At 37.2% G+C, this 22935-nt stretch carries 17 protein-coding genes; 8 read left to right on the forward strand and 9 right to left on the reverse strand.

Annotation, left to right across the window (positions count from 1 at the left end):
• Positions 1-10: 10 nt before the first annotated feature.
• The 3 genes from OO007_RS03815 to OO007_RS03825 form a co-directional block, all read right to left on the reverse strand.
• Complete coding sequence (locus OO007_RS03815) at positions 11-1933, reverse strand: PrkA family serine protein kinase (RefSeq protein WP_131904683.1); 1923 nt, start codon at positions 1931-1933, stop codon at positions 11-13.
• Positions 1934-2590: 657 nt separating this feature from the next.
• Positions 2591-3853, reverse strand: a complete 1263-nt coding sequence (locus OO007_RS03820; protein WP_131904684.1) for an inorganic phosphate transporter — start codon at positions 3851-3853, stop codon at positions 2591-2593.
• Between the two features lie 11 nt (positions 3854-3864).
• Positions 3865-4545 (reverse strand): TIGR00153 family protein, encoded by a 681-nt coding sequence (locus OO007_RS03825; RefSeq protein ID WP_131904685.1) that lies wholly within the window; start codon positions 4543-4545, stop codon positions 3865-3867.
• 243 nt (positions 4546-4788) lie between these two features.
• On the opposite strand from OO007_RS03825, the gene OO007_RS03830 reads away from it, so the two are divergent.
• The 7 genes from OO007_RS03830 to OO007_RS03860 all read left to right on the forward strand — a co-directional run bounded on the left by OO007_RS03830 (position 4789) and on the right by OO007_RS03860 (position 14695).
• The gene (locus tag OO007_RS03830) at positions 4789-5469 is read left to right on the forward strand and encodes a hypothetical protein (RefSeq protein WP_325807809.1); all 681 of its coding nucleotides are present in this window, start codon (positions 4789-4791) and stop codon (positions 5467-5469) included.
• A 2-nt stretch (positions 5470-5471) separates the two neighbouring features.
• Positions 5472-6650: a copper amine oxidase gene (locus OO007_RS03835; RefSeq protein ID WP_325807810.1), complete on the forward strand. Its 1179-nt coding sequence runs from the start codon at positions 5472-5474 to the stop codon at positions 6648-6650.
• A 12-nt stretch (positions 6651-6662) separates the two neighbouring features.
• Positions 6663-11021: an Ig-like domain-containing protein gene (locus tag OO007_RS03840; protein WP_325807811.1), complete on the forward strand. Its 4359-nt coding sequence runs from the start codon at positions 6663-6665 to the stop codon at positions 11019-11021.
• 14 nt (positions 11022-11035) lie between these two features.
• Positions 11036-12565: a copper amine oxidase gene (locus OO007_RS03845; protein WP_325807812.1), complete on the forward strand. Its 1530-nt coding sequence runs from the start codon at positions 11036-11038 to the stop codon at positions 12563-12565.
• Entirely contained in the window at positions 12534-12965 is a 432-nt protein-coding gene (locus OO007_RS03850; RefSeq protein ID WP_325807813.1) for a FixH family protein, read from the forward strand. Before OO007_RS03845 ends, OO007_RS03850 begins: the two co-directional genes overlap by 32 nt.
• 15 nt (positions 12966-12980) lie before the next feature.
• Positions 12981-14180 carry a cytochrome-c peroxidase gene (locus OO007_RS03855; protein WP_325807814.1) on the forward strand — a complete coding sequence of 400 codons (1200 nt, stop codon included), beginning with the start codon at positions 12981-12983 and terminating at the stop codon, positions 14178-14180.
• 95 nt (positions 14181-14275) lie between these two features.
• Complete coding sequence (locus OO007_RS03860; protein ID WP_325807815.1) at positions 14276-14695, forward strand: hypothetical protein; 420 nt, start codon at positions 14276-14278, stop codon at positions 14693-14695.
• A gap of 17 nt (positions 14696-14712) precedes the next feature.
• On the opposite strand, the gene OO007_RS03865 is transcribed toward OO007_RS03860, so the two are convergent.
• From OO007_RS03865 to dnaA, 6 genes are all read right to left on the reverse strand, one after another.
• Positions 14713-15024: a hypothetical protein gene (locus tag OO007_RS03865; protein WP_325807816.1), complete on the reverse strand. Its 312-nt coding sequence runs from the start codon at positions 15022-15024 to the stop codon at positions 14713-14715.
• A gap of 141 nt (positions 15025-15165) precedes the next feature.
• A complete protein-coding gene (locus OO007_RS03870) occupies positions 15166-15933 on the reverse strand; it encodes an exodeoxyribonuclease III (protein ID WP_325807817.1) in 768 nt (255 codons plus the stop codon).
• A gap of 12 nt (positions 15934-15945) precedes the next feature.
• Complete coding sequence (gene gyrB / locus OO007_RS03875; RefSeq protein ID WP_325807818.1) at positions 15946-18363, reverse strand: DNA topoisomerase (ATP-hydrolyzing) subunit B; 2418 nt, start codon at positions 18361-18363, stop codon at positions 15946-15948.
• A gap of 129 nt (positions 18364-18492) precedes the next feature.
• Entirely contained in the window at positions 18493-19578 is a 1086-nt protein-coding gene (gene recF / locus OO007_RS03880) for a DNA replication/repair protein RecF (protein WP_325807819.1), read from the reverse strand.
• 24 nt (positions 19579-19602) lie between these two features.
• Positions 19603-20709, reverse strand: coding sequence for a DNA polymerase III subunit beta (gene dnaN / locus OO007_RS03885; protein ID WP_131904697.1), 1107 nt, complete (start codon positions 20707-20709; stop codon positions 19603-19605).
• 252 nt (positions 20710-20961) lie between these two features.
• Complete coding sequence (gene dnaA / locus OO007_RS03890; RefSeq protein WP_131904698.1) at positions 20962-22353, reverse strand: chromosomal replication initiator protein DnaA; 1392 nt, start codon at positions 22351-22353, stop codon at positions 20962-20964.
• A 415-nt stretch (positions 22354-22768) separates the two neighbouring features.
• On the opposite strand from dnaA, the gene rpmH reads away from it, so the two are divergent.
• Positions 22769-22903, forward strand: coding sequence for a 50S ribosomal protein L34 (gene rpmH / locus OO007_RS03895; protein ID WP_131904699.1), 135 nt, complete (start codon positions 22769-22771; stop codon positions 22901-22903).
• Positions 22904-22935: the final 32 nt, after the last annotated feature.

The raw sequence follows: 22935 nt of genomic DNA on the forward strand, positions 1-22935 counted from the left end.
AATTACTAGTTTATTGAGATTTTCTGACTCTTAAATACCATTCAGCAAGTAATCTCACTTGCTTCTCGGTATAGCCACGTTCAACCATCCTTGAAACGAAATTATCATGCTTCTGTTGCTCTTCACTTGAAGACTTGGTGCTGAACGATATAACTGGCAATAGGTCTTCTGTGCTTGAGAACATTTTCTTTTCGATCACATGACGTAGTTTTTCATAACTGGTCCAAACCGGGTTTTGACCATCGTTATGTGCTTTTGCACGTAATACAAAATTAACAACTTCATTTCTAAAGTCTTTTGGATTACTGATTCCCGCTGGTTTTTCAATTTTTTCCAAATCGTTATTCAAAGCCGCGCGATCTAAAATCTGACCGGTTTCAGGGTCACGGTATTCCTGATCCTGAATCCAGAAGTCAGCATAAGTTACATAACGATCGAAGAGGTTTTGTCCGTATTCTGAATAGGATTCTAGATAAGCTGTCTGGATTTCTTTACCAATAAAATCAACATAACGAGGGCTGAGATATTCTTTGATAAATCCAATATAACGATCTTGCGTTTCTTGTGGGAATTGCTCTCGTTCGATCTGTTTTTCCAGGATATACATCAGATGTACCGGATTTGCTGCAATCTCTTGTGCATCGAAATTAAACACTTGAGAGAGTATCTTGAATGCAAAACGCGTTGATAATCCGTTCATTCCCTCATCAACACCGGCAACATCACGGTACTCTTGATAGGTTTTTGCTTTAGGGTCGATATCCTTTAAGTTTTCGCCGTTATACACGCTCATTTTAGAGAATGTATTGGAGTTTTCTGGTTCTTTAATTCGAGAAAGCACAGAGAGTTGCGCAAGCATTTTAAGCGTGTCAGGCGCACACGGTGCTTTGTTGAGTGAGCTTGCCTCCAACAATTTGTTATAGATTTGAATCTCTTCATTGACGCTCAAGCAGTACGGTACTTTTACAATAGAAATACGGTCGATGAATGCTTCGTTGTTACGATCATTCTTGAATGACTGCCACTCTGATTCATTTGAGTGAGCCAGTATCATCCCATCAAAAGGTATGGCTCCAATATTCTCAGTGCCGTTGTAATTCTTTTCCTGTGTTGCGGTTAATAATGGATGTAATACCTTGATTGGCGCTTTAAACATCTCAACGAATTCAAGCAGGCCTTGATTCGCCATACACAAACCACCCGAATAACTATAAGCATCAGTATCGTTTTGTGAAAAGTCTTCGAGTTTTCTGATATCAACTTTTCCGACTAAAGCTGAGATATCCTGATTGTTTTCATCACCCGGTTCTGTTTTAGAGATTGCTATCTGATTCAGCTGAGACGGGTATCGTTTTACTACTTTGAATTGAGTAACATCGCCTCCAAATTCATTTAAGCGTTTTACCGCCCAAGGAGACATGATATTGCCCAAATAGCGCTTATCAATTCCGTAGTCTTCTTTGAGTATTGCGCCATCCTCTCCTGAGTCGAATAGCCCAAGTGGGGATTCATTGATAGGAGAATCTTTAATGCAATAAATCGGCATCTTTTCCATCAGCACTTTTAAACGCTCAGCTAATGATGACTTACCACCTCCAACAGGACCTAGTAAATAGAGTACTTGTTTACTTTCTTCCAGACCTTGAGAAGCATGGCGTAAGAATGAAACGATCTGTTCTATGGCATCTTCCATTCCAAAGAATTGTGAAAATGCCGGGTATCGTTTTATTACTTTATTAGAGAATAATCGGCTCAAACGCTCGTCATTGGCAGTGTCTATCAGCTCTGGTTCTCCGATAGCCATTAACATTCTTTCGGCTGCTGTTGCGTATACAGAGGGATCCTCCTTACACAAATTTAGGTATTCTTGAAGTGAGTATTCCTCCTCGAGAAATGACTCGTAACGTGACTGATAACTGTCAAAGATGCTCATAATGTACCCCAGGTTATTTTGATAATTGTCTTATCAACAATAATCTAAACTGCTTTTGGTACTTATTTTTTGCGAACTACTTCTATTTTTTGAATCTTAAACAGCAATATGCTTTGTAAAGTTATATCCGCATCTTGCCTTGAAATTCACAAAAAATACGTAACTTTGTAGCTTAGAATGATTGAAAATTAACACTCATCTATTTGTTTAGACTTGTGTTTATTTATTTAGTTCGACAGAACAGATTAGTGATTTTTAAAACTGCCCTAAAATTCGCTTTGCTTATATTATTACTTATATTTTATTAATCGAATTCGAATTGCAATGCGTAATTTTGTGTTTCGTATGCATTAGATTTTGCATTAAAAACTAGTCTAATACACTATATACAAGCTGCCAAACACATTCCCCAAAGCCTTATAAAAAGACCGAGCTACAACCAATTAAATTATTGAAGCTGACTTAATATTAGCTGATATTGAAGCGCTCGTAAATTGAAAGTTAATGATTACCCTCTATTGTTTTAATTATTTTAATGGAATGATTCTCATTTCCGTATGAAAAGAGAATCAAATAGTTACGTATGAAAGGTGCCTTGAAACATTAATTAAATAAGGCACCTCCCCACTTACGGGCACTTTTTTAGAGTGTATGCTTCTAACCAAATATTCCTTTCAGCATGTAGAAGAATAATATCGAGAGAATAGCGCCAGCCGGTAAGGTAATTACCCAAGACATGAATATATTACCCACAACGCGTAAGTCTATTGCTGCGATACCTCTGGCTAAACCAACACCTAAAATCGCACCCACTAATGTTTGCGTAGTTGAAATTGGTAGACCGGTATAAGAGGCTAGTACTACTGTCGAAGCCGCCCCAATTTCTGCAGAAAAACCACGAGTTGGTGTTAACTCAGTTATATTTTTACCTACTGTCGCCATTACTTTGTAACCTAGGGTAGCAAGGCCTATAACAATACCAATAGCACCTACTAGCAACACCCAGCTTGGCAACTCAGATTTTGAAGCTAGTTCGCCAGATTGAGCAACACTAATAACAGCCGCCATAGGTCCAACTGCATTTGCTACGTCATTTGAGCCATGAGCAAAAGCCATAGCCGCAGCGGTAAAAACCATTAATACAGCAAATATTTTTTCAACATTAGCAAAGTGAAAGCGTTTTTCAGCTTTTTCATCAAACTTTACTTTTTTGATTAAATACACACCTAGTAGCGCTACTAACAAGCCTAAGATAATCGCGTAGACAAATTCCATGCCGCCATTAACATCCAGGCCTATGTGCTTTAAACCCTTTTTGATTGTCACCAAGGCAATAATGAAACCGACCATAAATAAATAAAACGGTCCATATTTTTTTGCATTTTCTAAAGGGTTACTCGTATTAATAACCAGGTTTTGGATACTTTTGAACACCGCAAATGCTATGCCCCCTGCAAGTACCGGTGAAACCACCCAGCTCATTACAATGGTACCCACTTTGCCCCAGCTAACAGCGTCAACACTAACGCCGACTGCAGCAAATCCAATAACCGCACCGACAATACTATGCGTGGTAGAAACCGGCCAACCCTTCATGGATGCAATTAATAGCCATGTACCTGCAGCTAATAATGAGGCGAGCATGCCCCAGATCAATAAATCCGGATTACCATCAAAAGCATTGAGATCAACGATACCTTTTCTGATGGTTTTAGTAACTTGCCCTCCAGCAAGGTAGGCACCTAAAAATTCAAATATTGCTGCAATTATAATCGCTTGTTTAATGGTGATCGCTTTTGAGCCTACCGACGTCGCCATTGCATTAGCAACATCATTTGCGCCAATACCCCATGCCATGAAAATGCCAAAAACGGCCGCAAGAGTAATATAGATAAACGTTGTATCAGTTAAAAATTCCATGATTTATATACCTATCGTGCTAGCATCAAAGATAAACGACTACCAACACGCTCGGCATTGTCGGCCACATTTCCAACCCAATCTATCAACCTGTAGGTGAAAATTACATCTACTGGGCTTAGGTCATCCTCTAATTTAAAGAGTGTGGCTCTTAAATCATCTTGCATCGTATCTGTCTCACTTTCGATGGCACCCAAATCAGAAAGCATGCCTTCTACACGTTCGACTTCAAGTCCTCTGAACCCTGTCTCTACTAATTCATCCAGTTCATTAATGGTATGTAACGCCTGTTTTACCGAATCGATACAACGTTTGGTGAAAACTAAAAATGGTTCATTCATTTCTGCCGGCAATTGCATTTTCCGTCCGACAATCAGAGCAGCAATATCTTTCGCCTGATTCGCAATAATGTCTTGGCGAAGTAATACATCAAGTACATCACGCCTATCAACAGGCATGAAGAGCCCTTTCGGAAGATGAGTGCGTAATTCACGCTTCATCTTATCCGCATCATGCTCACCTTTTGCAATTGCTTTTTGTGCATTTAGAACCTTTTTCTCATCAGACTCCACCATACCTTCTATAAGTGGCGATAAATGTCTTACGCACCGGTAAACACGGTACATATGTTCTTGCAAAGGGGTTATGGGAGATCTACCAAACAGGCCAGACATATAGTTTTTTGTAACCATAGCTATTCACCAAGTAAAGGAAGGGGGGTAGTTAAAATTTAGGCGGAGTTTATTGTGTGTATGACTGCTTGTAAAGTAATCTACCAATACCAATAAAAACCTTAGCTTATGTATATTTATCGCCTGTATTTACAGTAAATATCAGACAAGTGGCAGTAACTGTTTGACTAATATCAAATTAATGTAGTCAATCTGGTTTATACTTTGTCGGATATAATAAAAATTTATTTTGGTGAGTTGATAATGATTTTTTCTAGACCATCCTGCATGAAAATGCTTCCATCAATAATTATTAGCATTGGTATCCTAAGTTTTCTTAGTTTTAGCAATGCTTATGCACACAATAATGACCCTTTGACCGTTGATGAAATATCCCGAGTAGGAAACTTAGTCACCCCTCAAACCTTAGCTGCTAAATCTGAAGGTGGTGTAACGGTTAATGATAATCAGGAACTGTTATTGATTGAGCGTAACGAAGAAAAAGGTGCACCTAAGGATCAACGTCGCGCGGATGTCTATATCTACAACTACTCAACGGATGAATTAGAACAATCTCTGGTTGATTTAAACACATCAGAAATTATAAGCACCGTTACTAAACAGGGTGTGCAACTTCCTTTAACAGTAAATGAGCTTAAGCGAGCTAAAGAGATAGTGTTTGAGGATGAAGACGAGCGTCAGATTCTTGAGCATGAATACAATAGAATCACGTCACGTACACTTAATGATACATCTGAGCTAAATATTAAAGCATTTACTTTCACTGCAGACAGTTTGCCTAATAGAGTAAACGAAGCGAGTAAACAATGTGGTATTCATCGTTGCGCACAGCTAATGCTGTATACCGATGAAAATATTGTATTTGAAATTTCACCAATCGTTAATTTATCTGCTGGTGTTGTAACCCAAAGAATTGGTTTTTAAGTATGAGTAATAAAATAATCAAAGCCGGTTTCGCGCTTTTCACTTTATCTTCGTTGTTATTTGCCAGTTCAAGTTTTGCGCGACCAAATACCTTCTCTTGCGCTGCTGGTAATACAATTTCCAAAACTTTTTCTTCAGGTGCCGCTTGGGATCTTTGCTGGGAAGTGAGAGATGAAGAGGGCGTGGTGTTAAGTGATATTCACTATAAAGCAGCTAATTCAAACAGAAGAAAAGTTATAGGTGAAATGAGTCTCTCTCAAATTCAAACAGAATATGATGATGATTCAGCTGATCAGTTCCTGGTTACAGACTTCGGCTTAGGCGGAAATAGTTTGCAAACACTTAATGCTTCTATGTGTGAAGGTGGTCAATTACACGAATATGCAGGTAGAAATGTATTGTGTGAAGTCTCTAGTGCCAACGGTTATATTTATCGATATAGAGACAATATCCGCAGGCAAGGAAGCAAACTAGAAATACTAAGTGCATCAAACATAAACTCAAGAGAGTTTATCATTCGTTCGACTTTTCTCGAAAACGGCACGATAGAAACGGGTGTTGGTATTACCGGTCAATTCACGAAAACAACGACAGATTCAAATGCAGGTTGGCCAGTAACTTCGCAAAATAAACTCTCTACCAGCTTCACCGATCATTTCTTTTGGCGACTCGATTTTGATATAGGATCCAGTAATAGTAACGATGTTGTTGAACAAATTAAAAGTGTTCCATCTTCTGATCGATTAACTAAAACCAAACAGACTCAAACCATATCGTCAGAACTTGCGGCATCATTTACGCCAGCTGATAAAAAATTCTGGCGCATTAAAGACCAAAGCGAAACAAATAATGCAAACCAGCCCGTGTCTTATGAAATGGTATTACTCAACTATGCACAACAGAGTAAAGGCAACAGTAGCTCACCATGGTTAAAAAATGATGTTTATATCACTGCTTATAATGCCTGCGAAAGATTCGCTGTTAACAACCCAGCAAGCAGTTGCGGTAGCAACGTGTCTGAGTTTGTAAATTCACAAAATACAAACGCTAAAGATATTGTTGTCTGGTACCGCATGGCTCATCACACACTTCCAAGAGATGAAGACTTTTCTCCTGTCGCTGTTCAGTGGAGTAACTTTATTCTACTGCCTCGAGACTGGACATCGATTAATCGACTGTAATGAAAATATAAAATGATTATTCAGTTAGAAAATAGTTTCAGCCGCATACTGCTTAGTATTCTACTCGCATTAACAGTTCTGTCTTTGTCCACAAAAAATGCAGAAGCGGCCGAACATTGTAGCGATGATTATTTTATTAATGAGACTCTCCCCAATGGCTCGAAATGGGATATGTGTTGGGAACACCGACAACGCGAAGGCATTATTTTCCATCATGTCTACTACACGCCTAAAAATGGGCAACGCCGTCTTATATTAAACCATGCCGCTGTAGCCCAAATACACGTTCCTTATGACGATAATGGAGCGCGTTATCACGATATTTCCGATTATGGTATTGGTGGAAATAATATTATTAGCTTAAATAGCGATGAATGTCCGGCAGGTGATTTACTCAATTTTTCTGGTAAAAACGTTTTATGCAAGCAGATTGAATCTAGGCCATTAGCGCATAAAAGCGGCAACAATGTTGTTAATGCTAAAAATCTAAGTCTTTTTAGTGTTTCGCCTGTTGGTGCTTATTACTATATTCCTACCTGGCGTTTTATGGACGACGGTACAATTGAACCATGGATAGGCGCAACAGGTGCATTACAACGTTATGGATCTAATCAGAGCCGTGGTTGGAAACTAGGTGATAACCGTGTTGGTATCGCTCATCTACATAATTTTTTCTGGAAACTTGATTTCGATTTAAACGGATCACACCTTGATGATGTTGTTGAGGAGATTAACTTCCCATTAGTCAGTGGTAAAAGACAAAGAACCATTACAACTTTTAATACGGAAGCAGCACGCAAAGTTAATCCAGATACGATGCGTCATTGGCGAATAAAAGATAAAACACTTAAAAATATTAATAATCATAGTGCTTCATTCGATATTTTAATCAATGAAGCTGGCCATCAGGATATAGGTCCAGCGAGTGAACCCTTCACGCACAATGACTTTTATGTCACTAAACAAAAAAATGAAGAGAAGTTTGCTTCTCATAATCCAACAGGTGCAAGTAACCTGGCAGAATTTGCCAATGGTGAATCAATTACTAATAACGATATCGTGGTCTGGGCTGGCGTTACTTTCTATCACATGCCACGTTCAGAAGATGCGCCACATATGGATGCGCATTGGAGCCACATAAAAATAGTGCCGCGTGACTGGCACGCATCGAATCCTTTAGGCAGTATTCCTGTCAATACACCACCCACTGTTACTTCACTAAGTAATCAAAATACACAACAAGGTAGCTCTGTTAGTTTAGCTATTCAGGCGACTGATGTTGATGGTGATTCTTTAAGTTATTCAGCGGCGGGACTCCCAAATGGTCTTCAGATAAATAGTAGCTCAGGATTAATTTCAGGGACTGCTTCAATTGCTGGTAACTATGGTACGACCATAACTGTAAGCGATGGGAGTGACAGCAGTTCGATACTATTCAACTGGCTTGTATCTGCTAATACAAATACTGCACCTACAATTTCCTCTCCTGGGAATCAAACAGGTTTGGTCGGTAACAGCATAGATCTTGCTATTCAGGCAAATGATTCAGATGGTGATAGCCTGAGTTATAGTGCCACTGGACTTCCCAACGGCTTACAAATCAATGCAAATTCTGGGCGTATAACAGGTACCTTAAGTACTACAGGAAACTTTTCTACTACGGTTACTGTTAGCGATTCTTCGAGATCCGCTAACACATTTTTTAATTGGGTTATATCTTCCCCTACAAATTCAACGTCGAATGAAGTCTCTAATACGTCAATTACTATTAATGGCGCAGTCTCAGATTGGGGCAGTTTAGAATACTTCAGTAATGATGCTGATGACATTAGTGGTCAAAATAATCAAATAGATTGGCTAAAAGTTGCTATTGCTCATAGCCCGCAAAATGTCTTTATGACTTATCAGAATAGACAAAATGTAGACCCTAGTAATACTTCAGGTTCCTATATTCCTTGGGGTTGGCAAGCTTTTCTAGATACAGATAACAATGTAAATACCGGTTATCAACAAGGCTCTATTGGCGCTGATTACGTCATCAATGGCAATGTAATAGAACGTTATATAGGTACTGGTACCAGCTGGAGTTGGGATGTCGTAACTTCTTCAACGTTAATGTATTCAGGTGCTAATGTTGAAATGAGATTTCCTCGTTCGAGTATTGGCAACCCTCAAAGCATGAAAGTGATATTCCTGGGAGATAATGCTGCATTTAATGGTGATAGTACTGACCGATACCCAGATACTGGATTCTTTAGCTACACCTTTACGGGTTCTGGTTCACCTAATTCGGCTCCTATCGCTAATAATCAACAGCTTTCGGTTGGTAGTGGTGCCTCTATAAGTTTAATACTCACAGCATCTGATGCCGATAATGACAGTTTAAGTTATACCGTTAACCAACAACCTCAACACGGTTCTTTAAGTGGCTCTGCTCCTAATCTGGTTTATACCGCAGATGATAATTACACGGGGTCAGACAATTTCCGTTTTCAAGCTAATGATGGTTTATTAAACAGTCAATCTGCCACTGTATCTATTACGGTAACAAACGGACAAACCAATGGAGCTATTGCTAACTATGTAAGCTCCCCCATATCGGTTAATGGAGATGATTCTGATTGGTCGACATTAATTCGTTTTGAAGACGATGCAGATGACGCTTCAGGAAATATTGATTGGCAAAATGCGGCAATTGCGCATGACAGTTCTAAACTCTATTTGCTCTATAATAACAGAGGCAATATCGATCCAAGCAACAGTTCTGGTTCTTATCTAGCATGGGGATGGCAGACATTTATAGATACCGATAAGAACGCTTCTACCGGCTATCAGACTGGTGCTATCGGTGCTGATTACGTTTTAGAAGGTAATCAAATTCAGCGTTACGACGGAAGCGGAAGTAATTGGAGCTGGGCTCACTTGGGTTCAGTTGAATCTCAATATCAAGGTAATATTGCTGAATTAGCATTGCCTCTCAGCCAATTAGGCAACCCTGATTCAATTAGAGTGAGTTTTTCAGGCGATAGTAGTTCTTATGCTGGTTCTGGTGCAGACTTATATCCCAACGGACAAAATAATGCGCAATCCAGTATTCGCTTTTTCGAATACGACATTACCGGTGGAGATTCAGGCTCTAATGGGCGACCCATCGCTTATACACAGTCTGTCTCTGTAAATTCAAATTCTACTGTTAACATTACATTAGTAGCATCCGATCCTAATGACGATAATCTTACTTACAGTATTGTATCTAACCCGTCTAATGGATCTTTATCCGGTGTTGCCCCTAATCTGACTTATGTTCCAAATAGTAATTTTATAGGGCAAGACAGTTTCACGTTTAATGTAAATGACGGTAATGCCATTAGTTCTAATGCTACCGTGAGCATAAATGTTTCTGGAGCTGAAGGTGGAGCTTACTCCAACCCTGTAAGTAGCATATCCATTGATGGTAATAACGAGGAGTGGGCTAGTCTCTCTGCTTATACACAAGATGGTAATGACATCGGCGGAATCAATAACGTTATTGATTGGCAACGTGCTGCGACAGCTCATAACGGATCAGATATTTATTTCATGTACCAAAGTTACAATGCTATCAATGCCGATGCTAATAATGGCAGCTTTATCAATTGGGGTTGGCAAACATTTATAGATACCGATTCTAATCCTGATAGCGGCTATAAAATAGGCACTGTCGGCGCTGAATATGTTATCGAAGGTACTCAAATTCAGCGCTACACTGGTGATGGAAGTAGTTGGAGTTGGAACAATTTCGCAACAGCCACAGTTAGCTATAATGCCAACACCGTGGAATTAGGCTTTGCCAGAAGTCTTATTGGAAATCCGGATAAGATGCGAGTAATTTTTGTAGGAGACAATGATGCGTTTGGCGGTAGCAGTATAGATACTTACCCTAACGCACTGGATTATTTTGAGTACCAACTTTCAGGAGGTACTTCAAGTTCATCAAGTCGACCAGTTGCATCTTCTATATCATTTAGTGTCAGGAGCAATACGACTAGTGAGATTACTTTATCCGCATCAGACCTTGATGGCGATACACTCACTTACCAACTATTAGAGCAACCTAACAACGGCATTCTTTCGGGCAGTGGTCAAAACTATATTTATACACCTGATTCAGATTATGTAGGTGAAGATAGCTTTAGATATATAGCCAATGATGGCACTTTTGATAGTTCTGTTGAAACAGTTGTATTAAATATAGCTGAAAATGGAACAAATAGTGGTACAAATACGAATACAGACACTGATAATTCTAGTTCAAGTGGAGGGGGTTCAGTCCCACTTGAATGGCTAATATTACTTAGCTTTATTGGATTGTTAAGATTTAGAATAAAATAATAAGAGCAAACATTTTGAATAAATTACTCATAAAAATAGTTTTACTATTTACTCTTTCCTTACTCGGGTTTAGTCACGCTAATGCCGCTGAAAATTGTGGTAATGAATTTTATGTGAATGAAATATTTCCTAATGGAGCACGTTGGGATATGTGCTGGGAACATAAAGATAGAGAAGGCATCATATTCAAAAGTATCTATTTTACGCCGAAAAATGGCACACGCAGAATGGTTTTAAACCAGGCTGCTATTGCCCAAATACATGTACCTTATGACGATAATGGTACTCGCTTCCATGATTTATCTGATCTCGGGATCGGTGGTTTGAATATGTTAGAACTTCAATCTGATGAATGTTTGGATGGAAGTCTGATTCCTTTCAGTGGAAAAAACGTACTCTGCAAACAAACCACAAAACAGGACATTTCATTTAAATCAGGCACTAATACCGCAAATGGTTATTATTTAAGTTTATTTAGTGTTTCACCGGTTGGCGCTTATTACTATATACCTACCTGGAAATTTTTTGATAATGGTAAAATTGAACCCTGGATGGGAGCCACTGGTGCGTTACAACGTTTTGGTACAGACGATAGTACAGGCTGGTTATTAGCTGATAATAGAGTAGGTATCGCACATTTACATAATTTCTTTTGGAAATTAGACTTCGATCTTAATAAAACTTATCTAGATGATGCTGTAGAAGAAATCAATTTTAATCTCGTAAATGGAAAAAGAGAGCGAAGTATTATCCCTTTTTCTACGGAAGCAGCTCGTAAAGTTAACCCCGAAACCATGCGTCATTGGCGGGTCCGTGATAAATCAGCTAAAAATGAAAATGGTCACAGCATCTCTTATGATGTCATTCTTAGTGAAATGGGTCATCAGGATATAGGCCCAGCCAGTGAACCATTTACTCATAATGACTTTTTCGTTACCACTCAGAATGATAACGAACGCTTCGCCTCACACAATACGAGTGGCGGTGCAAACCTGGATGAATTTGTAAATGGTGAAAGCATCGTCGATAACGATATTGTTGTCTGGGCTGGTGTCACCTTTTACCATATGCCGCGCTCAGAAGATGCACCCCACATGGATGCACACTGGAGTCATTTAAAAATAGTTCCGCGTGACTGGAATGCAAGCAATACCTTAAGTGATGATGTGACTAATAACGCACCAACCATTGCAACTGTAGCCAATCAAAATAGTCAAATCTCTGACTCTATCACTCTCAATATTCAAGCTAGTGATTCAGATGGTGATAGCTTGACTTATAATGTTTCTAATTTACCTACTGGCTTATCTATAAACACCAGTTCAGGTGTAATTAGCGGCGTTATTTCAACAGCAGGAACCTATCTTGTGCAAATTACTGTGTCCGATGGACAGCAAAGTGCTTCTACGCAGTTTAATTGGGTGGTATCTGCAGCATCTACTGGTTCAAGTTCTGGTGGTGGAACACTTTCAATAATGCTGTTATTCAGTCTACTGGGATTAATTTTATTCAATGTATTTTTCAGATTTAAGAACAATGATTAAATCTATTTTAATTTTCGGCCTGCTTTTATATTTCCAATCTCTTTACGCCAACAACACTGCTAGCTGGAAAAAATCACAAGTATCTGAAAACGAACACTACTCTGTTGATTTAATGTGTAAGCACCCCCCCACTTTGGGCGGTTTTCTTCCATGTAGTTTGGTTCTTAGTGATAATTCTAATCCTATATCTAATGCTATTATTAAAATAGAGGGTGGTATGCCAGAACATCATCATGGCTTACCTACCTCTCCAACTATAAGTTGGGATAGTGAGAAAGAAGTACATATTATCAATGGTTTAAAGTTCAGTATGCCTGGTGCATGGCAACTTAAATTTCTGATCGAAAAAACTGATAAGCTACCACGCGATATTGTCACTTTTAATTTTGTCATTGATTAATTTTCAAAAAATCCAATGATTAAGTATTCTTTTAATCTAATTTTTACCTTATTTTCGATACTAATTGTTTCTTCAATTAGTGCTAATAGCTGGTCAGATAAAGACATTCAACAGATCTCGGCGTTCACCCTTAAAAAACTACAACCCGTAAAAGACCCGTCAAACAAATATTTATTAGATAAAAACGTTATTTCATTAGGTGAAAAACTATTTTCTGATACACGTTTAAGTAGTAATAAAAAGATATCCTGTGCTTCCTGTCATATAAAAGAAAAATCTTTTACAGACAATCATAACCTTGCTGTTGGCTTACAAAAAGGATTTAGAAACACACCAACGCTTTTGAATTCAGCACACCATAACTGGTTTTTTGCTGATGGAAGTAAAGACAGCCTTTGGGCACAAGTTTTAAGTTCTATTGAAAACCCCGCTGAACAAAACTTCACCAGAGTAGAGTTATTTAATTTATTCATTAATGATAATACTTATAAAACTCTGTACGAATCTGTATTTAAACAATCTCTAACTAAAACCTCTATAGCTACAAATCTACCTGCTAAGGCTGGCCCTAATGCAGATTTACAAGGTTTAATAGAATGGAAGAAACTCAATAGCAATCAACGAGATAGAATAAATTTATTTTTTACTAATATTGGCAAATCGATTGCTTCTTATGTCACTACGCTTGAATCTAAAGAATCACGTTTTGATAAATTTGCGTATGAGTTATCGGTCACAGGACGTTCTTCACTTCTTAATAAATCTGAAATAAACGGCTATAAACTTTTTATAGATCAAAAATCAGGTTGTTCAAATTGTCATAACGGTCCACTTTTTACTAATAAAGAGTTTCACAATATAGGAACCGGGATTCTTGCGTACGATAACGGTAGATCTGAAGTTATAAATGCTGTTATTCATGATGAGTTTAATTGTTTAAGCAAATACAGTGATGCAAAAAAAGAAGAGTGTGTTGAATTAAATTACATCAATAGAAACAAGCATGGTCTTTCTGGTGCTTTTAAAACACCGTCTCTTAGAAACCTTTCTAAAACTGCACCTTATATGCATGATGGCAGGTTTAGTAATTTAGAAGAAGTTTTAAAATATTACAGTAGTATTGATGAAAAAAGGGCGCTAGAAGTTGATCTACCACCTATTTCTTTAACTGTTAAAGAACAACAAGATATTGTTAATTTCTTACTTACTTTATAACGCTATTTGTCTGGGCTAAACACTTTTTTATCACTTAACATTATGTAACAATGCGTAACAATATTCACTCTAATGGGCTAAATGGATTTTTTCTGATGAAAGTTATACCGCTAATATTATTGTCTGTTCTTTTTACGGGTTGCAGCAATTTTAATACTGCTACTAATACTATGTCATCACATCCGCTTAAATCTCAAAAAGACGTCAAAATTGAAAAAACACTAACAAGTGGGACCTGGAAATACGAACGCCAAGCTGATGATTGTAAAGATACATCGTGGTCACAAACGTTTTATAAAAACAGATATTACAAGTCTGTAGGAGATGCGTGTTTAATACCCGATGCATTTTCTGTAGATGCTGAAAATTGGCATATCAAACGTCAGATTTTATATGTTACAAATCTTTCGCCTATCAACGGTGACGATATAATTCTTAAGTACGGAATTGATTTCTTAGACAAGAATAAACTCATCTTAAGCAGCGGAAATTATAAATATACTTTTGTTAAGTAATTGATAATAAAAAGTAATTACTTACAAACACCTAAACTATATTCATAGACATTATTATCACTACAGGCCGTACAGCTATTCGAATAGGTCTTTTTGATAGTTGAAGGACAGGGTGCTTTTACGCATCTAACCTTAGTATCTACAACTGCACAAACTGGCTTATATTCTCTCGTACATATTTCAGGTCTTGGATTTGAACACACCTGAGCTTGTGTATTATTTTTATTTTCTAAATTAGAAGAATAATTTTTATCTGCTTTAGTTTGACATGCGACAACAGCACATATAGCTACAGTAATAATAAAAATTTTCTTAGCTATTCTTGGCATGCTAATCACCAACCTTGTTAACAGGGAATGAAAATATAGCCTTAAAGTAGGGGGGTGCCTTTTGAATTCTTTATAAGGCACCCCCCTACTTTAGAGCACTTTTTTATCTTGATTTCCTGATTCATCAATAGCGCTAATCAATTAAATGTCATAGTCATAATCGATTATCAGAGGCGCATGATCTGAGAACTTCTCATCCTTATAGATTTCTGTTTTCTTAACAGTTCCTTTGAGTGAAGGACTCAGTACATGGTAATCAATGCGCCAACCAGTATTGTTAGCATAAGCCTGACCTCGATTTGACCACCATGTATAGCTATGTTCTTCCTGTTCTAATTCTCTGAACGCATCTACAAAGCCAACATCATCAAAAAGGGTATCTAACCAGGCACGCTCTTCCGGAAGGAATCCAGAGTTCTTTTTATTGCCTTTCCAGTTCCTGATATCTTCATTCTTGTGGGCAATATTCCAATCGCCACAAATAATATAATCTCTGCCAGAAGATTTCATTTCTTCCATAAGATTCATGAAGAAATCCATACACTCATATTTAATAAGCTGTCTTTCATCTTTCGCCGAACCCGAAGGCATGTACAAAGAGATAACGCTTAAGTTGCCAAATTTAGCTTCTAGATAACGTCCTTCTGAATCAAACGTCTCGTAGCCTGTCCCGCTTATCAAATCATCGGGCTCTCTTTTACAATAAAGAGCGGTTCCGCTATAACCTTTTTTAACGGCATCATTGTAATAACTAAACCCAGGATGAAACATAGGATCTTCAAGTTGATGGATTTGAGCCTTGGTTTCCTGAATACAGGTAACATCAGCATCCTGTTTTTCTAGCCAGTCAAAAAAACCTTTTTTTGCAGCAGCACGAATACCATTTGTATTTGCTGTAATTATCTTCATAACTGTACTTTTCTATACGTCTAGATTGGCAACATTCAATGCATTATTTTCTATGAACTCACGTCTAGGTTCTACTAAATCACCCATCAACGTAGAGAAAATTTCATCTGCCTGATACGCATCCTGAATATTTACACGAAGCATTCTTCGGGTTTCAGGATCCATTGTTGTATCCCAAAGTTGCTCAGGATTCATTTCACCCAGACCCTTATAGCGTTGAATATTCAGTCCTCTTTGACCTTCCTTCATTAACCAGGCTATAACATTATCAAAGCGAGAAACATATTCTCGTCTATCTGAACGTTGTATATAACTTTTCTCATTCAGCAAGCCATCTAGTTTTCTGTTCAATTCAACTAATAAGGTCATTTCAGGGCTAGCAAAGAAATCTTTATTAAAGAAATATTCTGTATCTACTCCATGCATACGGCGAGTGATTTGGATACTCCAATCATCACCCTCAAGTTCTTTTAACTGAGCTTTATAATTACGAGTGCCATTAAACTTATCATTCGCCGTTTCTACCGCTCCATTTAACCAGTCGGTGCCCGTAGTACTATCTATGTCTTTAGTCCCAGCAGACGTAAACAGCATTGCTTCTAATACATCTTGATCATAACGACGTGATAGACGTTTAATTATATTATTGATAACAAGGAATTCATTCGCTAGTTTTTCAAGCGCTTCGCCTTTAATCGCAGGAGATCCTTCTTCAGTAAACAGACCAGCATCTTCCAGTGCTAATTGTAATAAACGTTCGTTTAACTCATCATCGTCTTTTACGTACTGTTCTTGTTTACCTTTCTTTATTTTATAAAGCGGAGGTTGAGCAATATAAATATGCCCTCTTTCTACTAGTTCATGCATTTGTCGATAGAAGAACGTTAAGAGTAACGTTCTGATATGAGATCCATCGACGTCCGCATCGGTCATGATAATAATACGGTGATAACGTAATTTATCGGGATCAAATTCTTCTTTACCGATACCACAACCTAATGCAGTAATTAAAGTTCCTACTTCTGCAGAACCTAGCATTTTATCAAAGCGAGCTTTCTCTACATTCAGAATTTTACCTTTGAGTGGCAAAATTGCTTGAGTTCGACGATCTCTTCCTTGTTTTGCAGAACCTCCCGCAGAATCACCCTCCACCAAGTATATTTCAGAAAGCGCCGGGTCCTTTTCCTGACAGTCTGCAAGTTTACCTGGTAGACCAGCTATATCTAATGCACCCTTACGACGAGTCATTTCTCTTGCTCGACGTGCAGCTTCTCTAGCTCTTCCTGCTTCAACCATCTTAGCGCAGATGATTTTTGCTTCTTTCGGATTCTCTATTAAAAACTCTGACAAGCTTTCGCCCATCGCAGATTCAACAATACCTTTCACTTCTGAAGAGACTAATTTATCTTTTGTTTGAGATGAGAACTTAGGATCTGGTACTTTCACAGATAACACAGCGGTTAAACCTTCACGCGCATCATCACCCGTTAAAGAAACTTTATCGTTCTTTTTAGTCGATAAAACGCCTTCTCTTTCTATGTATTGATTTAACGTTCTTGTCAGTGCTGTTCGGAAACCGGAGAGATGAGTACCACCATCACGCTGTGGAATATTATTAGTAAAACAGAAAATATTTTCCTGATACGAGTCATTCCATTGTAAAGACACTTCAACACCGACATCATCTTTCATCGTATCGAAGCTAATTACTTTTTCATGTATCGGTGTTTTCTTATCATTCAGATGACTAACAAAAGCGCTAATACCACCTTCATATTCGAAAACTATATCTTCGCCTTCACCACGTTCATCGATAAGATGAATTCTTACACCTGAATTCAGGAAAGATAATTCTCTTAATCTTTTCGCTAAAATATCAAAACTAAATTCGTGAATTGCAAAGATTTCTTTGCTCGGTAAAAAGCGAACTTTCGTACCTGTCTTTTCAGCTTTACCAACCACTTCCATTTCTGTGGTTGGATCACCCATACTGTATTCTTGTCTGTAAACTTCACCGTTACGCTGAATCGTTAACGTCAACTTTTCAGATAAAGCATTTACAACAGAAACACCAACACCATGAAGTCCGCCAGAGACTTTATATGAATTATCATCGAACTTACCACCGGCATGAAGTACCGTCATGATAATTTGAGCAGCTGACCCACCATCTTCGTGTTCATCAACAGGTATGCCACGACCATCATCAGAAACAGTCACAGAACCGTCTGTATTCAACTTTACAGTGATTTGGGTACAGTGACCTGCTAAGGCCTCATCTATCGAGTTATCGACGACCTCAAACACCATGTGATGAAGACCAGTTCCATCGTCTGTGTCACCGATATACATACCGGGTCTTTTTCTAACAGCTTCAAGTCCTTTTAAGACCGTAATACTCGAAGAATCGTAATCATTTTTTTCAGACATTCTTTACAACCTATCAATAAGATTTTAGGCACTTAAAATTGCTTGAGAATTTTATTTTTGTGCAGGCAAATATAACCGACAAATTATATACTATTTAGCAGGAAATGTATTTAGATTAGCTAGACTTCTTCAACCTTGATATTCAGAAAATGACCCGTGTTTCACGTGAAACATCTTTGCTTGGTCCAAATCATAAGTTAAAGGTTTGGTAGTGGTGATGATGGATTGTAATTTCAAATCTGAAATGAATTTTAAAAGCTTATTCTGGTTTATAACATCTAACTCTGAAGATAAGTCATCAATTAACAAAATACCTTTACTGGATTTCGTTTCAAGAATAATTTCACTTCGAGCTAAAAGTAAAGATATTGCAATTAGTTTAAGTTGTCCTCTCGACGCAGACTGAGAAGCAGATGTATCGCCTAGGTTTATTTTTAGATCAGCCTTGTGAGCACCAGTTACCGTTCGCTTAAATTTAATATCAATATCAGATTTTGATTTGTAGAAATCCAGTAAGGATTTCGAATCCGTTTGAATATCATTTGGAAAGCCCGAATATAATTCAATATTGATATCAAGTTTGGGTAATAACACAGAAGTGATTTTTTGAAGTATCGGTTTAATTAATTTAACCGTTTGATGTCGGTATTTAATAATTTCAGGTTGGTTAATAACGAGTTCGCTGGTCCATTTATCTAAGGCATAAAAATGTTTAGGTGACTTTAAACAGATATTCCTTTGTTTTAAAACATGCTGATAGGTTTTCCACTTTGAATAAAAATCAGGAAAAATATAGAAAGCCAACCAATCGATATACGCTCTTCGTAACGATGGAGCTCCAGTAATCAGTTCTAAAGAATTTGGATGAATTATCGTTATAGGTAAATGAGAACTAAGTTCAGCTTGAGAAAAAATGTCTTTCTGATTAATACGAATTGACGTTTTACTCTGGCTTTTATCAATACCCATTTTTATTGAAGAATTATTATTATTGAGTGTAGCATTCACCAAAGCTGATGGTTGTTGATATTTGATTACTTCAGAAATATGGGAAGACCTGAATGATCTACCACTAGATAATAAACTTAAAGATTCGAGTAAGCTTGTTTTACCAGAAGCATTATCACCAATGATGATATTGAATCCAGGACAAAAGTCTAAACTTTCATCCTGAATTGAGCGTACATTTTTAATGTTGAGTTTCTGAATCCACATAAGATCAGAAGATATGAAATATAATTACAAACGGATTGGCATAACAACATAACGTGTTTGCAAATCATCCGATGAATGTAATAGGGCACTGCTATCAGGTGTAGATAATTCAAGATGAACAATTTTACCTTCTAGATGATTTACTGCTTCGAGCAGATAAGTCACGTTAAAACCAATTTCGAATAGTTCACCAGAATAATTGATATCAATTTCTTCTTCAGCACTTTCATTTTCGGGATTGTTACTGTGAAGAACCATTACACCGTTTTGAAGCTTTAGACGTATTCCACGAAATTTTTCATTAGACAAAATAGCAACACGAGACAAAGTATCTCTGAATTGTTCTCGATCAAGTTCAATATTGTGTTGGCAGTTAGATGGTATTGCTGCTTGATAATCTGGATATTTTCCATCAATAAGTTTTGATGTAAATCTAATATTATCTTTGTGAACGCGAATATGGTTATCGCTGATTTGTAAGGCAACGGGAATTTCACTGGTAGAATCAAGTAAACGAGTTAATTCTAGAATCCCTTTACGTGGCACAATGATTTTCAAAGGAGAATCTAATTTAAGATCTTCAACTGTAAATTCAGAAACTGCTAGACGATGTCCATCAGTAGAAACTGCCAAAAGTTTATTATCAGATAGTTCTAACAACAAACCATTAAGATAATATCTGACATCCTGATTCGCCATTGAGAATGAGACTTTTTCCATCAAAAGTTTTAAATCTTTTTCTGGAATAGTGATTTCGTTTTGTATCGGAATATCATCAAGCAGTGGATATTCTTCTGCAGGTAACGTTGCTAATTCAAATTTACTTCTAAGTCCTTTGATGTGAAGTCTTTCACCTTCCGTTTCAAATAAAATAAAACAGTCAGCAGGCAAAGCTTTGCAAATATCAAAAAGCTTTCTTGCAGGTGCAGTAATTTGACCAGGTTCTTCTGCTTGAATATCAAGTTTAGAAGACATTTCAATTTCAAGGTCTGTACCAACAAGGCTTAATTGATTTTCTGAGACTTGAATTAATATATTTTCAAGAATTTTGCTAGTGTGTTTTTTTTCTACAGCACCGACAACATGAGTGAGTTGATCGAGCAATGTTTCTTTGGAAATAGTTAATTTCATATTTATATTATATATATATTTAAAAGATAATAGTAGTAATAGGGGTAATGGTTTACTGTTAACAAAGTTAATAAATACAATTAAATCATATATTTAAAGATACAAATGGGTGTTGATATTGTATCTGATAAAAATGATTATATGTGTGTAAGAACTGTGGATAAGTCTGGTTCTAAATTTAAACAGTTTTTTATCCACAGCTTGTTATTAGTTTTACCAAGCATTTAATAACGTCTTATCCTTTTACAAATATTACCTTGTTAAGGTTCTTTCTAGTATACGATAGCTTTCGTCTAAAGTTGTGTCTTCTGTTCTTAATTCTTTAATTTTTTTACATGCGTGTAATACAGTAGTGTGATCTCTATTACCAAAGAAGGTACCTATCTCAGGTAAACTATGATTAGTCAGTTCTTTAGATAAGCTCATGGCTACTTGCCTTGGTCTTGCTATAGATCTAGTACGTCTCTTAGAATCAAGATCAGAAGTCTTTATATTGTAATGTTGGGCAACTGTCTTTTTAATGTTATCAACCGTAACCATTTTATCCTGGCTTGCTAATTGATCGCGTAAGGCGTCGTGAACAAAATCAAGGGTAATGTCAGTACGTTGATGCAAACGTAAACTAGCAAGGACTCTTTGCAAGGCTCCTTCTAAATCTCTGACATTCGAACGAAAACGTTTTGCAATAAAAAACGCAGCATCTTTCGGTAAATCAAGATGAAACTCTTCTACCTTCTTAGTTAGTATAGCTACCCGTGTTTCAAGCTCTGGTGGCTCGATTTCGACGGTTAGACCCCAATTTAGTCGTGACCTTAATCGGTCATCGATGCCTTCTACATCTCTGGGGTATTTATCACTAGTGAGGATTATTTGTTTTTGGCCTTCTAACAGTGCATTAAACGTATGAAAGAATTCTTCCACAGAGCTTTTTTTGCCAGCGAAAAACTGTATATCATCGATGAGTAATGCATCAACAGTTCGGTAATATAATTTGAATTGATCAATGCTGTTAGTTCGTAAAGCAGTAATCATGTCGTTTACAAAACGTTCTGAATGAAGGTATACCACCTTGGCATTCGGATTGTTTTCTCTTATTTGATTCCCGACTGCATGCATTAGATGCGTTTTACCTAGACCAACTCCCCCATAAATAAATAGAGGATTATACGATTGACCAGGGTTGTCTCCCACCTGTTTGGCTGAAGCTACAGCTAAACGATTAGATTTACCTTCAACGAAATTGTCGAAAGTCATTGTAGGGTTTAAATTATTGGTAAAACTTTTCTGATTGATAATAGGTTGTGGCTGTGGATTAGAAACATTTTGAGTATTATTGTTTAAAACAGGCGGCGCACTCGGCGCTGTGATAGAAGCTTCAGCAGGCACAGGTTCTGAGTACGAAAGCGTATCACCAGCACCAATCTGCAGAATCACTTGAATATTATTGCCATTAGAGATTTTCTTAACTTCATCTTTAATGGTTTCCAAGTGTTGATCTTTAACGTACTGAAAGACGAATGTGTTTGGGGCTAGAAGTACTAAAACATCATCATGCTGTGTACCATGTAGAGTACGTAACCAGGTATTAATTTCCTGATCTGATAATTTTGACTCTAGTTTATTCAGGCATTGTTGCCAGAGCATAGATGATACTCCTACGAAATTTATGACAATTTAAGGATTAAACCGTTAAACCAATAATTGATTAGTGGGTTGAAAATATTAGTATTTTAATTGAATGGCTATAGAGGTAATTTGTTAGGGGACAAACTACTATTTATACACATTCTATTCTTATTATTAGTACCGTCATAAAGCTATAATTTGTAAATGCTTTGTATCGTACTTAAGAAGGTCAAATACTACTCTCTATGATAAGTTATCCACAAGCAGTTTTTGGTTCAAAAAAATAATATATTATTTGACATTGAGACAATCATAGCGTATTTTTTCCGCCCTTTGCGTTCCTACAGTAATTTGAATATAGCAATATGCTCAATTGTAGAATGCAATCTTCTTAACGAAGTTATAAATAACAGATTTTAATAGGTTTTTAGTCATGAAAAGAACATTTCAACCAAGTAATTTAAAGCGTAAACGTACACACGGTTTTCGCGCACGTATGAGCACTGTTGGTGGACGTAAAGTTTTAGCATCTCGTCGTGCAAAAGGTCGTGCATCACTCTGCTGTTAAGTTTTAAGTTATTTAAACAACTTAAGATTTCA

This window comes from Cocleimonas sp. KMM 6892 (assembly GCF_035798195.1).
In the GTDB taxonomy this organism is placed as follows: Bacteria; Pseudomonadota; Gammaproteobacteria; order Thiotrichales; family Thiotrichaceae; genus Cocleimonas; species Cocleimonas flava.